Here is a 13,977-nt window from a genome sequence, read left to right as displayed (position 1 = left end):
CGGATCAATATACTCTGTCACCCTATCATGACGCAAAAGCAAGCCACATCTGACGCACTTAGTGCGCTGGAGAAACGTACTATTTCCGGTTTATCACTCATATTCGCCCTGCGAATGCTCGGGTTGTTTATGATTTTGCCGGTATTTTCGCTCTCCGCTCAACAGTATTCCCACAGCACGCCGTTGTTAATCGGTCTCGCCATTGGTGCCTATGGTTTAACCCAGGCCTTGTTGCAAATTCCGTTTGGCATGCTCTCCGATCGTATCGGGCGAAAAAAAGTTATCTATATAGGTTTGATCCTGTTTGCCTTGGGCAGTTTGATGGCAGCAATGGCTGATTCCATTTATACGGTCATTGTTGGACGATTGTTACAAGGCAGTGGTGCGATTGCTGCCGTGGTAATGGCGTTAACAGCGGATTTAACTCGCGACCAACATCGCACCAAAGCCATGGCCGCGATTGGGATCAGTATCGGTTTATCATTTTCAGTGGCATTAGCAGGCGGCGCTGCCCTGGAAAGCTGGATTGGACTGGATGGTATCTTTTGGGCCACCGCATTGATGGCTATTTTCGGCATGATTGTTTTGCGTTGGTGGGTGCCCACTCCGTATAGACACAAGCAACATCAAGATATGAAACCTGCCCGCGCACAAATTAGCGAGGTGTTGGCAAATACTTCCATCATGCGATTGGTCATCAGTATTTTGGTACTGCATTTATTGCTGACCTTAAGCTTTTTTGCGTTACCGATTGCTTTACAGGATTATGCCGGTGTGGCCAAAGCCGATTTAGCACTGACTTATTTACCGGTGTTATTGCTGGCATTTATCACCATGGTGCCGTTTATTCTGCTGGCCGAAAAACAACGCAAAATGAAAATGGTATTTACCGGTGCCATTGCTGTATTGGCTGTTGCACAACTGGGCTGGGCGTTATTGCCAGGTTCATTAGCCATGTTGATGGTGTGCTTATGGTTGTTTTTTACCGCGTTTAATATTCTCGAAGCCAGTCTGCCGTCGATGATGTCCAAACTCAGCCCGATTAAAAACAAAGGCACGGCGATGGGGATTTATTCCAGTGCACAATTTATCGGTGCATTTCTCGGTGGTATTTTGGGCGGCATTATTTACAGTATTGGTGATATCAGCTGGATATTCTGGTCAGCTGGACTGATCAGTGTCGGATGGTTAATGATGATGTTACCGATGCAGGCACCAAAACATTACAGTAGCCGCATTATTCCGTTAAATGAAGTGACCGCCGAGACCGCTGATGAATTTGTCGAACGGCTGAATGCCATTAAGGGCGTAGTTGAGATCGTGGTTGTGCTGGAAGAGAGGATTGCGTACGTGAAGTTTCTCGCCGATGATATCGATTTGCATGAACTCGAAGCGTGTCTGATTTATGCGTAAAATGAACGAAAATTTGAATTAGTAAAGGAATTCACCATGTCAGTAAACAAAGTAATTCTGGTTGGCAGACTCGGGGTCGATCCTGAAAGCCGAGCTTTTCCTAATGGTGGCTCGATCTGTAATTTGCGGATTGCCACCTCAGAAAGCTGGCGTGATAAACAAACCGGTGAACGTCAGGAGCGTACTGAATGGCATCGCGTTGTGCTTCGCAACAAACTGGGTGAAATCGCTCAGCAATATCTGCGTAAAGGTTCACAAGTCTATATTGAAGGCCGCATTCAGACCCGTAAATGGCAAAACCAGCAAGGTCAGGATCAATACTCTACCGAGATCATTGCCAACGAAATGACCATGCTGGACAGCAAGGGTGCCGGCGGTGGAAGCAGTGATAATCAGGATTACAATCAAGGCCGCCCTTCTCAACCAGCAGCGAAAAGTAATTACAACAACCCACAACCCGCGTCAGCCTCTGCCGGCCCGGATTATGGTTCAGGTGGTGAAGCCGATTATTACGATGATGATATTCCGTTCTAGAGGTCACCTAATAGTAAAAGTGTAAAGTAATCTTTCTAAGCCCCATATATTTGGGGCTTTTTTTTGGAAAGGAAATGACCAGACAACGATCAATGCTTGGTTTCATCACTGAAACAACGCTCCATGATTGGGCATAATCGGTCTACCATGCACAATTCAGGTGCAAAAACTAAATACCTAGCAATAGCTGGAAAAGCTTTAAATAATTGATTTAACTAAATATATTTATATAAGACTAAACTGGCCTGAATGATGCTTTAATGTCAGTCAGCGTGTCAGAGGTGTTTTAATACACCGAAAGAACTGCAATAGGTCTCTAGGGTTCCGGTTATGCAAATAACGTCTGGACCGAGAGTGACCGACCTTCACAGCGAAGGTTACACGGAGGGATAAAAGCCCGGGAGATTGTTTGAATAAAACATCTCTTTCACCGTGTTCATAACTTAAGCTGTGAGGTATCACCAAATGAAGCATTCCTTTCTCCGCATTTGCAGCGTTTTGCTGCTCTCTGTTTCCGCTTTTTTTTCCCCTTTATCAGCACATGCTGAAGCCAAAACCAAATTCAGCATTGCCTGGACCATCTACGCTGGTTGGATGCCTTGGGATTATGCCGATAACGCTGGGATCGTCAAAAAGTGGGCAGATAAATACGGCATCGAAATCGATGTGGTACAGATAAACGACTATATCGAATCCATCAATCAATATACCGCTGGCCAGTTTGATGGTTGCACCATGACAAATATGGATGCGTTAACCATTCCGGCGGCAGGTGGCGTGGATAGCACAGCGTTGATCATCGGTGATTTTTCAAATGGTAACGATGGCGTTGTGCTGAAAGGAACTGACAAAAAACTGACCGACATTAAAGGTCAACGCGTCAATCTGGTGGAATTATCGGTTTCTCATTATCTGTTGGCTCGTGCGCTTGATAGCGTGCAGTTGAGTGAACGTGATGTCACCGTGGTGAACACCTCTGATGCCGATCTGGTAGGTGTGTTTAACGCTGCGGATGTCACCTCCACAGTAACCTGGAATCCATTGCTCTCTGAAATCACCGCTTTGCCAAACACTACAATGGTGTTTGATTCATCTGATATCCCTGGCGAAATCATCGATTTATTAGTGGTCAACACTGAAACCCTTGCAGCGAATCCGGCGTTTGGTAAAGCCTTAACCGGCGCCTGGTATGAAATTATGACCAAAATGCAGGCTGGTGATGAAGAGGCGTTAACCATGATGGCTCAGGCCTCAGGTACTGATCTCGCTGGATATCAAGCTCAGCTAAATGCCACCAACATGTTCTACACCGCTGCTGAAGCGGTTAGTTTTGCAGAAAGTGAACAACTCCCTGCCACCATGAAACATATTACTGAATTCTCTTTTGATCACGGTCTGCTCGGTGATGGCGCAATGGATGCTGACTTTATCGGTATTGCCTATCCCAATGGTGGCGTGGCAGGCAATGAGAGCAACGTCAAACTCCGGTTTGATTCCAGCTTTATGAAAATGGCCGCGGATAACGCTCTCTAAGGTTCGTAATACAGGGAGATTCTCGTGAAGAGAATAATCAACCAGCGACCAGGGGTGATCGGCAAGTGCATTCTGGGCCTGTTGCCATTCATTGTGATTGCGATGGTGTATTGCTACTTTTCAAATGAACGGCTGGCAATCAACCCAAATGATAAATTGATGCCGTCGTTTGAATCGTTTGTGAATGCGATTACAACGATGGCATTTGAACCCAGTAAACGGACTGGTGAGTATTTGTTATGGGCTGATACCACTGCCAGCTTGCAACGTTTAGGGCTTGGAGTGGGAATCAGTGCGCTGAGCGGTCTGATTATAGGCATTCTGATCGGCATTATCCCGCTCGTCAGAGCGGGAATAGCGCCGGTCATCACCATTATTTCGCTGGTACCGCCGTTAGCCATCCTGCCGATATTGTTCATCATCTTTGGTCTTGGCGAACTCTCCAAAGTGATGCTGATTGTGCTTGGGATCACACCGTTTCTGATCCGTGATGTGCAGCTCAGGGTGATGGCATTACCACATGAAATCATCATTAAAGCCCAAACCCTCGGAGCGAATAGCTGGCAACTGATTCTACGTGTGGTATTACCACAGGTATTACCGAAACTGATTGATGCGGTTCGCTTGAGTCTGGGCTCAGCGTGGTTATTTCTGATAGCAGCAGAAGCCATCTCGGCCACCGAAGGCCTGGGCTATCGGATCTTCCTGGTCAGGCGTTATATGTCGATGGACATTATCTTGCCCTATGTGGTGTGGATAACGCTGTTGGCATTCTTGATGGACTTCCTGTTAAGACGTTTATCAAAAAGCGTCTTCCCCTGGCATTCGGCCGATCAGGGAGAAAGCAAATGAACGATATCCAGATCAAAAACCTGTGGAAAGAGTACGGCGACAACATTGTGCTGGAAAACATCAATCTGGATGTTAAAGCTGGCGAGTTTGTCACGCTGGTCGGCGCATCCGGTTGTGGCAAGACCACCTTTCTGAAAATGCTGTTGGGCACTGAGCAGCCGACTCGCGGCGAACTGTTATTGAATGGTTCGCCGATCGCCAATGAACCGGGTGCCGATCGCGGTATTGTGTTCCAGAAGTATTCGGTGTTTTCCCATCTCAATGTCGTAGAAAACGTGATGCTTGGTGAAGAGTTCAAAGAATCGCCATTATTTGGTCGCTGCTTTGGCAAAAAACGTAAAGCCATTCGTGAACGCGCCATCGCCCTGCTGGAAAAAGTCGGCCTGGGTCATGCCTTAACCAAATACCCAAGCGAACTGTCCGGCGGCATGCAGCAAAGGTTGGCAATCGCCCAGGCATTAATCAAAAAACCTCAGATCCTATTACTGGACGAACCCTTTGGGGCATTGGATCCCGGTATTCGCTCCGATATGCATGAGCTGATTCTGGAGATCTGGCGTGAAACCAATATCACCATTTTTATGATCACCCATGATCTGTCCGAGGGCTTCTCTTTGGGCACCCAACTGCTGGTGTTTGATAAGCAGCGCCATGATCCCGATCAGCCTAACCGCTATGGCGCATCCATCACCTATGACATCCCCGTTGGACGTTCACGAAAACACACCATGTATGACATGCAAGATACGTTGATAACACAACAGGCAAAATGAAATGATTGAACAAATTAAAGACAAAGACGTTTTATATCAGGACACCCTTCCAGGTGGGACCCACTGGTCTATGCTGATGCGCAAAGGCACTACCCTTCGACTGATAGATAAAGAAGGCGGCGCCAATGTCGGCATGCTGTTTTACAACCCGGAGAATACGCTGGAACGCTATAACGCACCCGATACGCTGAAGTGTCAGCACACCTTCAAACTCACCAAAGGTCACTGCTTGTATTCCGATATGGGCCGCATCTTTTGCTCCATCACCGAAGATACTCTGGGCTGGCACGACACTGTCGGCGGTAACCTGACCAATGCGCTGATGGAAGCCACCTGGGGAATCAAAGACTATCAGCAGTTTCGCAATGAGCGAACCATTAGTGGCGAGCATGCCTTTTTAGTCGAATTAGCCAAATACGGGCTGAATAAACGCGATATGGCAGCCAACCTGAATCTTTTCAGCTGCATCAAAGCCGATGATCTCGGCAATCTGAGCTTTGTGGAAAATCACAGTAAAGCCGGCGATTACCTGGATTTACGCTTTGAAATGGACACTTTGGTGATGCTGCACACCTGCCCTCACCCGATGAGCACCGCCGAAAGCTACCCAAAAAAACCGGTTACCTATCAACTGCGTAATTCACCAGCGGTAGCAGAAGATGATATTTGCCTGAATGCCTGTGCTGAAAACCGGCGCGGTTTTGAAAACAACCGGCTCTATCACCTGTGTGCACATCATTAAACGCTCAAAGGATAAACAGATCGTGATTAAAGAAAGTCATTTGAACATCGACCAGGCAGCCCGATACGAAGAAGTATTGGCCGGCGACTACTGGATGAAACCACTGCTGAAAAACCAGACCCTGCGCATCGTCGATCTGCATGGTAATCAGGCAGCCGATATCCTGTTTTACAGCCTTGCCGATCCATCCGAGCGGTACAGTGCTATGGACACCATCCGTGAACAGAAAAATATTTATCTGACAGCTGGCACCACATTGCTCACCAATATGGGCAATCCCATGCTAACGATTGCTGCGGATACTTGTGGACGTCACGATACGTTGGGGGGAGCCTGTGCTACCGAGTCCAACACTGTGCGTTATGCACTGGAGAAAAAAACCATGCATGCCTGTCGTGACAGCTGGATGCTGGCCGTCGCTGAAAATGAACAGTTTGGTATCAGCAAACGCGACATCACCCATAACATCAACTTTTTCATGAATGTACCGGTCACCGAACAGGGCGGTTTAACCTTTGCCGATGGTATTTCCGAAGCCGGTAAATACGTTGAATTACAGGCTGAAATGGATGTCATCGTGTTGATTTCCAATTGTCCGCAACTGAATAACCCTTGTAACGCCTATAACCCGACACCGATAGGCCTTTATATCTGGGACTGAACAAACAACAGCAATAACGTGTTTTGAGACGACTTGAAACGCGCCGGTTTGATGTGGGACGACCCACGCCTTGAGATGATAAAACCATGTTCAAGAAGATTTTAATTGCCAACCGCGGGGCCATTGCCACCCGAATTATTCGCACCCTTCACCAAATGGGTATTCAGGCCGTTGCCATTTATGCCGAAGCGGATCGTGATTCATTGCATGTCAGCATGGCTGATGAAGCTTTTTCACTTGGCGAAGGCCGCGCCACAGACACCTATCTGAATCAGCAACGCATTCTGGAGATCGCCAGAGCAACCGGTGCAGAAGCCATTCATCCCGGTTATGGCTTTTTAAGTGAAAATCCTGACTTTGCAAGGCTTTGCGAGGGCAATGATGTGGTTTTCCTCGGGCCGACAGCAGAGCAGATGGAAGCCTTTGGCCTGAAACACAGTGCCAGAGCTTTGGCGCAGCAGAATGAGGTTCCATTATTACCCGGTTCAGAATTGTTGCAGGATATTGATCAGGCCCTGGTGATGGCTGAAACCATCGGTTATCCGGTGATGTTGAAATCCACTGCCGGTGGTGGCGGTATCGGCATGAGCCGTTGTGATAACGAAGATGAGCTGAAAAATGCCTTTAATTCGGTGAAGCGGCTGGGTGCCAATAACTTTTCCAATGATGGCGTGTTTATCGAAAAATTCATTACCCAGGCCCGGCATATCGAAGTTCAGATTATCGGCGATGGTCAGGGACATGTTTTGGCTTTGGGCGATCGTGACTGTTCCAGCCAACGACGTAATCAGAAAGTTATTGAAGAAGCCCCTGCGCCAAATATTCCGGATAATGTAAGACAGGCGATGCATGAGGTGGCTGTCAGGTTAATGGCCGCCGTCAATTATCGCAGTGCCGGCACCGTGGAATTTGTCTACGACGCTCAGTCGCATCAGTTTTACTTTCTGGAAGTAAATACCCGCTTACAGGTAGAACATGGTGTCACCGAAGCCATCTATCAGGTTGATCTGGTTCGCTGGATGATTGAAGTCGGCGCGCAGGCTGATACATTACCCACTGTTGCACCTGAGCCTCATGGTCATGCAATACAGGTACGTTTATATGCTGAAGATCCGTTCAAAAAATTTCAGCCTGCTGCCGGTTTGTTAACCGAAGTAATTTTTCCACAACTGCCAGATTTGCGTATCGATCACTGGATTAAACCGGGTATCGAAATCTCGCCGTTTTTTGATCCGATGCTTGCCAAAGTCATCAGCTATGCTGAAACCCGCGAATCAGCACATGCCAAACTGCTATCAGCACTGCAACAAATCAGTATTTATGGCATCGAAACCAATACCGACTACCTCAGCCATATTCTCAATGATGCAGCCTTTTTATCCGCCAGCATCACCACCCGTTATCTGGATAGTTTTGTCTATCAACCCAGCACCTTCAGCGTGTTATCACCGGGTACCATGACCACAGTGCAGGACTATCCGGGCAGACAAGGTTACTGGGATATCGGCATTCCGCCTTCCGGTCCTTACGATAACTGGTCATTCCGTTTGGGAAATAGTTTAATGGGCAATACAGAAGACTGCGCCGGACTGGAAATCACCTTAAGCGGCCCGGAACTGGTTTTTAACTGTCGCAGCCAGATTATTATTACCGGTGCCAGCATCGAGGCCAAACTCAATGATGAGCCGATTGAGTGCTGGCAAATCCATGCAGTGAATAGCGGCGACAAACTGACGCTGGGCCAGATAAAAGGCAGCGGTGCTCGGTCTTATCTGTTGGTGGCTGGTGGCATTCAATGTCCGAATTATCTGGGTTCACGTTCCACATTCACACTGGGTCAATTTGGCGGCCATGTCGGACGCACCCTGAAAACCGGCGATGTCATCCATTTATTGAGTGAAACACCCAAGGTTGAGGTTAAAAAACTCGCAGTTGATGTGAAACCAGAGATCACTTCTCACTGGGATATTAAAGTGATTTACGGTCCGCATGGCGCGCCTGATTTTTTCACCGAACACGATATCAACACCTTTTTTGAAACTGACTGGAAAATCCACTATAACTCCAGCCGCACCGGCATCCGACTGATTGGCCCACGCCCCGAATGGGCCAGAAGCACAGGCGGTGAAGCCGGATTACACCCATCGAATATTCATGATAATGCCTATGCCGTCGGCACCATTGATTTCACCGGCGATATGCCGATTATTCTTGGCCCCGATGGTCCATCATTAGGCGGTTTTGTTTGTCCGGCCACGGTGATTACCGCAGAACTATGGAAACTAGGCCAATTAAAGGCTGGTGACAGCGTTCGCTTTATTCCGGTGTCGATTGATACCGCCAGAGCCATGGAGCGGGCACAGCTGGCATCCATTGATCAGCTAAGTCCTCAAGTTGTCGAGGTTGTCCCAACACCAATTGGCTCACCCATCTATGACACGCTGATTTCCCCCGAAACCGGTATTGATGTCTGCTACCGGCTGGCAGGTGATCATTATCTGCTGGTCGAATACGGCGAACTGGTTCTGGATATCAATCTGCGCTTTAAAGTGCATGCGTTAATGCTGTGGTTACAGCAACAAAATATCAAAGGTTTACGCGAACTCACGCCGGGGATCCGCTCATTGCAGATCCACTATGATGGGCTGGAAATTTCGCTTGAAACCCTGGTCGGCATTCTCAAAAAAGCTGAACAGGAAATCAGCAATATCGAAGATATGGATGTGCCTGCACGTATCGTACATTTACCAATTTCCTGGAATGACGAAGCCTGTCAGCAAGCCATCGAAAAATACATGCAATCGGTTCGCCCAAATGCACCATGGTGCCCGGATAATATCGAATTTATTCGTCGCATTAACGGGCTCAGCTCGGTTGATGAAGTCAAACGTATTGTGTTTGAAGCCAGTTATCTGGTGATGGGACTGGGTGATGTTTATCTGGGCGCACCAGTTGCCACACCTATGGATCCACGCCACCGACTGGTCACCACCAAATATAATCCTGCCCGTACCTGGACCGCTGAAAACTCAGTCGGCATTGGCGGTTCGTATCTTTGTGTTTATGGCATGGAAGGACCGGGCGGCTATCAGTTTATTGGCCGGACGCTGCAGATGTGGAACCGTTATCTGAAAACCACTGAGTTTACCCAGCCGTGGCTGTTACGCTTTTTTGATCAAATCAAGTTTTATGAAGTCAGCCATGATGAATTGATGCAAATCCGTCGTGATTTTCCACAAGGCAATTATCCACTGAAGATTGAACAAACCACATTCAATCTCAAGCGCTATAACCAGTTTATTGAGCAGCACAGTGAATCAATTGACAGCTTTACCCGCCAGCGGGAACAGGCTTTTGAACTGGAACTTGAGCGCTGGAAACGTGATGGCCTGCTGCATTTTGACAGTGCCAGTGAGCCGCAAATTGTGGATGAAGCCAGCGCACCGCTTCCGGAAAATGCCATTTCGGTTGATAGCCCGCTTAACTGCAGTGTCTGGAAGGTGGAAGTGGAAATCGGCACAACGGTTAATGAAGGCGATGTGCTGATGATCCTTGAAGCCATGAAAATGGAAATCCAGATAACCGCTACGCAATCGGGCACGGTCACCGAAATAAAACGCCAGCCAGGCGCACAGGTCAGCATGGGTGATCGGCTATTAGTCATCGAATGGGAGGCACAATGATGGATATGACCATTGATGCCATCCATAAAGCCTATCGTGATGGCAGGCTATCGCCGCATAAACTGATTGATGATGTGTTGGCCCGTGCCAACGCATTTGCCGATCGCAATATCTGGATAAGCCTGTTATCGCGGGAAGCCATTCAGCCATATCTGGATAAACTGATCGGCCACTCGCCGGACAATCTGCCGTTGTATGGCATTCCGTTTGCGATCAAAGACAATATTGAATTGGCCGGTGTCGATGTCACCGCTGGCTGTGAAGCCTTTCGCTACAAAGCCGAACAATCCGCTCATGTAGTGGAATTACTGATTGCTGCCGGAGCGATTCCGATTGGCAAAACCAATATGGATCAGTTTGCCACCGGCCTGGTCGGGGTTCGTTCTCCTGACAAATGGGGTGTCTGCCACAATAGTTTTGATCCCGACTATATTTCCGGCGGTTCCAGTTCGGGGTCTGCAGTAGCGGTGGCATTGGGATTGGTGAGTTTTTCTTTGGGTACGGATACCGCCGGTTCGGGTCGGGTACCGGCCGCCTTTAATAATCTTATCGGCTTGAAACCTTCACGCGGCCTATTGAGTAATCATGGGCTGATACCGGCTTGTAAAAGTCTGGATTGTATTTCTATTTTCAGTCTGACCACCGATGATGCAAATCGTGTATTCGAAGTCACCGCAAGCCACGATGCCAAGGATGACTTTTCCCGGCCGAACAAGGACACCAATCGGCGCAACTATGGCCAAATTGCAGCCGATAGCTTTCTTTTTGCCATCCCGCAAGCCGATCAATTGCAGTTTTTTGGTAACAAAGACATTGAAACAGGCTTTTACCAAACCGTTGAAACACTGAAATCGCTAGGCGGCACCTGTGAGAAAATTGATTTTGAACCGTTTCTGACCGCGGCCAGATTGTTATATGAAGGCCCTTGGGTTGCCGAACGACGCATTGCGACTGATTCTGTCAACCGCGAAGCCATGTTGCCGGTTTTACAGCAAATTCTTGATACCCATAAAACAGCTTCAGCTGAGGATTTGTTTAACGCCGAATACCAACTGCAGCATTGCAAACAGCAAGTCTCACCGATGTTGGAAAACGTTGATTTTATTCTGACGCCTACTGCCGGGACGATTTACAAGATCGACGAAGTGTTGGCTGATCCGATTACGCTCAACAGCCAGCTGGGTTATTACACCAACTTTATGAATCTGCTCGACTGCAGCGCAGTGGCTGCTCCAGCGGGCTTTACCTCAAACGGAATGCCCTTTGGCGTGACCCTGTTTTCCAGAGCCTTCAGTGACACTCGCCTGCTATCTTATGCCAATCGGTTGCAGCAATATTTGAAACTGCCATTAGGTGCGACCGGTACACCACTACCAGAGTCTCACAGCTTAAATGCCGGAATAATGGATCGCATTCGTGTCGCCGTCTGCGGCGCACATCTACAGGGACAACCACTTAATTGGCAATTAAGTGAACGCGGTGGCAAGCTTATCCGTGCCACCCAAACTGCCCCCTGTTATCGTCTGTATGCTCTGGCAGGCGGACCGCCAGCGCGTCCTGGACTTATCCGCGATGAACTGCATGGCGAAGCCATTGAAGTCGAGTTATGGGAATTGCCCACCGCCAGTTTCGGCTCTTTTGTTGCAGGCATCCCTGCTCCATTAGGCATTGGCAAGATTCAACTGGCTGATCAGCAATGGTATACAGGCTTTATCTGTGAGCCATATGCGATTCAAGAGGCAACGGATATCACTCATCTCAAAAGCTGGCGCGCTTACGTTCAGCAGCGATAAAACACCTTCATTTTCAAAAGAGACCAAGCCGGAATCAATCCGGCTCGGCTTTCTTGTACCAGTAAAAACCAACAGTTGTTCTAGCCCTCATCGACTCTTACATTGATTCCCACTGCCAACAATGGGAGTATGTGTGTTTGTCTTTTTCATCACTAGAAGTCTATGAACAAAATTGAATACACCACGATTCGTCCGTTAAGAACATTAAACCTGCTGTCACAGGAAGAGATCCAACGCATCAGTAACACCAGTGCAGATCTGCATCGTTTGTTTCGCGATTGCGCGCTGGCAATCTTAAATACCGACAGTCATCAGGATGATGCTGAACAGATTTTTAAAACCTATGCGGATTTTGATATCAAACTGGTGCCGCAATCGCGTGGCGTGGTATTGGAAATCAAGAATGCGCCTGCACAATCATTTGTTGACGACAAGATTATTCGCGGTATTCAGGAGCATTTGTCATCAGCGCTACGTGACATTGTTTATACCGATTTTAAAATTCTGGCAGAGCAAACCTCGCCGACATCTCAGCAGATCACTGATAGCGTATTTATGATCCTGCGTAATGCCGATGCCATCAAACCAAATACAACACCCAATCTGGTGGTGTGCTGGGGCGGTCACTCCATTCCTCGTGATGAATATAATTACGCCAAACATGTCGGATACGAATTAGGTCTGCGTAATCTGGATATCATTACCGGCTGCGGTATCGGTGCAATGAAAGGCCCGATGAAAGGTGCGGCAGTGGGTCACGCCAAACAGCAAATTAAAACCGGTCGTTATATTGGTATCAGCGAACCGGGCATTATTGCTTCTGAATCACCGAATGCGATTGTTAATGAACTGGTGATCATGCCGGATATTGAAAAACGCCTCGAAGCCTTTGTCCGCTTAGGTCATAGTTTTATTGTGTTCCCCGGTGGCGTCGGCACCGTCGAAGAAATCTTCTATTTGCTGAGCATTTTACTGCACCCGGAAAACAAACAAGGTATTCCGCTGGTATTTGCCGGCCCGGAATCCTGTCGTGAATATTTCGATACGCTGGATAAATTCTTGCGTCGTTGTCTGGGTGATGAAATTGCTGAGCTGTATCAAATAGTGATTGGTGAACCGGCAACCGTTGGTCATATCATCCGAGAGTCAGTAGACAGCGTCCATGCTGCTCGCCGTGAATCACAGGATGCCTATTACTTTAACTGGCAGCTGCATATCGACCCGATGCTGCAACAACCATTTATTCCAACTCATGAAAACATGGCGTCATTACGTTTGTTTCCCGATATGCCACGCCATGAACTGGCCAGCAACTTACGTTCGGCGTTTTCCGGGATTGTCGCCGGCAACGTCAAAGCCTTTGGTATTCGTGAAGTGGCCAAACATGGCCCTTACGTTATTAACGGTGCTCCCGAACTGCTACGCGCTATTGATGATCTGTTACACAAATTTGTCCGCGAAAAACGGATGAAATTGGGTCAGGACGAACATGCTTACAAACCGTGTTACAAGCTGCTGGATTAATCCAGCAGCTTAGGGACTGGCTGTTTAACTTTCGTCGTGCAGATGAAACACTTTATTCATCACCTGCCACTTGCCATCAATTTTCAGCAGATTGAAAAAATCGGTAAAGCGATGACCGGTCCAGTTATCTGATTCGAGCCTGACGCTGGCCGCGGTGCCAACCACATCGATATGGGTAATGATTGATTTCATATCTTTGGCTGGACCATTTTCATCATTCCAGTCATACAGTCCCTGAATGGGCCCAGCAAATAAATCCGGACCGACATAACCATAAATAGTGGCATCCTGATGAAAAGCAGGTCGCATTTGTTCGCCCTTACCTGAGATAGCGCCATCAATATAATGCTGGATCACGCTGGCTATGGCTTGGTAATCACTGATTGAAACAGCGGTGTTCGACATGGGGATCTCCTGATGGTTTATGCAAAACCTCAACATACCATAAACATTTCGGGGATATTTCCCG

Annotated in this window: 11 protein-coding genes and 1 riboswitch; of the genes, 10 read left to right on the top strand and 1 reads right to left on the bottom strand. The window is 47.9% G+C overall.

The window, feature by feature from the left end; all coding sequences use genetic code 11:
• Positions 1–27: 27 nt before the first annotated feature.
• The 10 genes from Q7V21_RS10290 (at position 28) to ppnN (ending at position 13,508) form a co-directional block, all read left to right on the top strand.
• Positions 28–1,413 (top strand): MFS transporter, encoded by a 1,386-nt coding sequence (locus Q7V21_RS10290; RefSeq protein WP_304917213.1) that lies wholly within the window; start codon positions 28–30, stop codon positions 1,411–1,413.
• A gap of 36 nt (positions 1,414–1,449) precedes the next feature.
• Positions 1,450–1,947: a single-stranded DNA-binding protein gene (ssb, locus tag Q7V21_RS10285; protein WP_304917212.1), complete on the top strand. Its 498-nt coding sequence runs from the start codon at positions 1,450–1,452 to the stop codon at positions 1,945–1,947.
• A gap of 305 nt (positions 1,948–2,252) precedes the next feature.
• Positions 2,253–2,353, top strand: a riboswitch (guanidine-I (ykkC/yxkD leader).
• 59 nt (positions 2,354–2,412) lie between these two features.
• On the top strand, positions 2,413–3,480 hold the full coding sequence (locus Q7V21_RS10280) for a putative urea ABC transporter substrate-binding protein (protein WP_304917211.1): 1,068 nt from the start codon (positions 2,413–2,415) through the stop codon (positions 3,478–3,480).
• A gap of 24 nt (positions 3,481–3,504) precedes the next feature.
• Complete coding sequence (locus tag Q7V21_RS10275; protein WP_304917210.1) at positions 3,505–4,332, top strand: ABC transporter permease; 828 nt, start codon at positions 3,505–3,507, stop codon at positions 4,330–4,332.
• Positions 4,329–5,105, top strand: coding sequence for an ABC transporter ATP-binding protein (locus Q7V21_RS10270; RefSeq protein ID WP_304917209.1), 777 nt, complete (start codon positions 4,329–4,331; stop codon positions 5,103–5,105). The genes Q7V21_RS10275 and Q7V21_RS10270 overlap by 4 nt, the downstream gene beginning before the upstream one ends.
• Position 5,106: 1 nt before the next feature.
• A complete protein-coding gene (locus Q7V21_RS10265; protein ID WP_304917208.1) occupies positions 5,107–5,847 on the top strand; it encodes an urea amidolyase associated protein UAAP1 in 741 nt (246 codons plus the stop codon).
• A 22-nt stretch (positions 5,848–5,869) separates the two neighbouring features.
• Positions 5,870–6,508: an urea amidolyase associated protein UAAP2 gene (locus Q7V21_RS10260; RefSeq protein ID WP_304917207.1), complete on the top strand. Its 639-nt coding sequence runs from the start codon at positions 5,870–5,872 to the stop codon at positions 6,506–6,508.
• Positions 6,509–6,594: 86 nt separating this feature from the next.
• Positions 6,595–10,191 (top strand): urea carboxylase, encoded by a 3,597-nt coding sequence (uca, locus tag Q7V21_RS10255; RefSeq protein WP_304917206.1) that lies wholly within the window; start codon positions 6,595–6,597, stop codon positions 10,189–10,191.
• Positions 10,188–11,984: an allophanate hydrolase gene (gene atzF, locus Q7V21_RS10250; protein ID WP_304917205.1), complete on the top strand. Its 1,797-nt coding sequence runs from the start codon at positions 10,188–10,190 to the stop codon at positions 11,982–11,984. Before uca ends, atzF begins: the two co-directional genes overlap by 4 nt.
• A gap of 162 nt (positions 11,985–12,146) precedes the next feature.
• The gene (gene ppnN / locus Q7V21_RS10245; RefSeq protein WP_304917204.1) at positions 12,147–13,508 is read left to right on the top strand and encodes a nucleotide 5'-monophosphate nucleosidase PpnN; all 1,362 of its coding nucleotides are present in this window, start codon (positions 12,147–12,149) and stop codon (positions 13,506–13,508) included.
• A 24-nt stretch (positions 13,509–13,532) separates the two neighbouring features.
• Here the strand turns inward: ppnN and Q7V21_RS10240 are convergent, their stop codons facing one another.
• Positions 13,533–13,913, bottom strand: a complete 381-nt coding sequence (locus tag Q7V21_RS10240) for a nuclear transport factor 2 family protein (protein WP_304917203.1) — start codon at positions 13,911–13,913, stop codon at positions 13,533–13,535.
• Between the last annotated feature and the right edge of the window lie 64 nt (positions 13,914–13,977).

The sequence above is a fragment of the Methylophaga sp. genome (assembly GCF_030651745.1).
The sequence above is the reverse complement of the archived record's forward strand: the minus strand, read 5'-3'. Positions and strand labels throughout refer to the sequence as shown.

Bases quoted from the DNA above. Each gene is read 5' to 3' on its own strand.
- Q7V21_RS10280 (WP_304917211.1), top strand. From the start codon at position 2,413: ATGAAGCATTCCTTTCTCCGCATTTGCAGCGTTTTGCTGCTCTCTGTT.
- Q7V21_RS10240 (WP_304917203.1), bottom strand. From the start codon at position 13,913: ATGTCGAACACCGCTGTTTCAATCAGTGATTACCAAGCCATAGCCAGC.
- Q7V21_RS10290 (WP_304917213.1), top strand. From the start codon at position 28: ATGACGCAAAAGCAAGCCACATCTGACGCACTTAGTGCGCTGGAGAAA.
- Q7V21_RS10270 (WP_304917209.1), top strand. From the start codon at position 4,329: ATGAACGATATCCAGATCAAAAACCTGTGGAAAGAGTACGGCGACAAC.
- ppnN (WP_304917204.1), top strand. From the start codon at position 12,147: ATGAACAAAATTGAATACACCACGATTCGTCCGTTAAGAACATTAAAC.
- atzF (WP_304917205.1), top strand. From the start codon at position 10,188: ATGATGGATATGACCATTGATGCCATCCATAAAGCCTATCGTGATGGC.
- uca (WP_304917206.1), top strand. From the start codon at position 6,595: ATGTTCAAGAAGATTTTAATTGCCAACCGCGGGGCCATTGCCACCCGA.
- ssb (WP_304917212.1), top strand. From the start codon at position 1,450: ATGTCAGTAAACAAAGTAATTCTGGTTGGCAGACTCGGGGTCGATCCT.
- Q7V21_RS10265 (WP_304917208.1), top strand. From the start codon at position 5,107: ATGATTGAACAAATTAAAGACAAAGACGTTTTATATCAGGACACCCTT.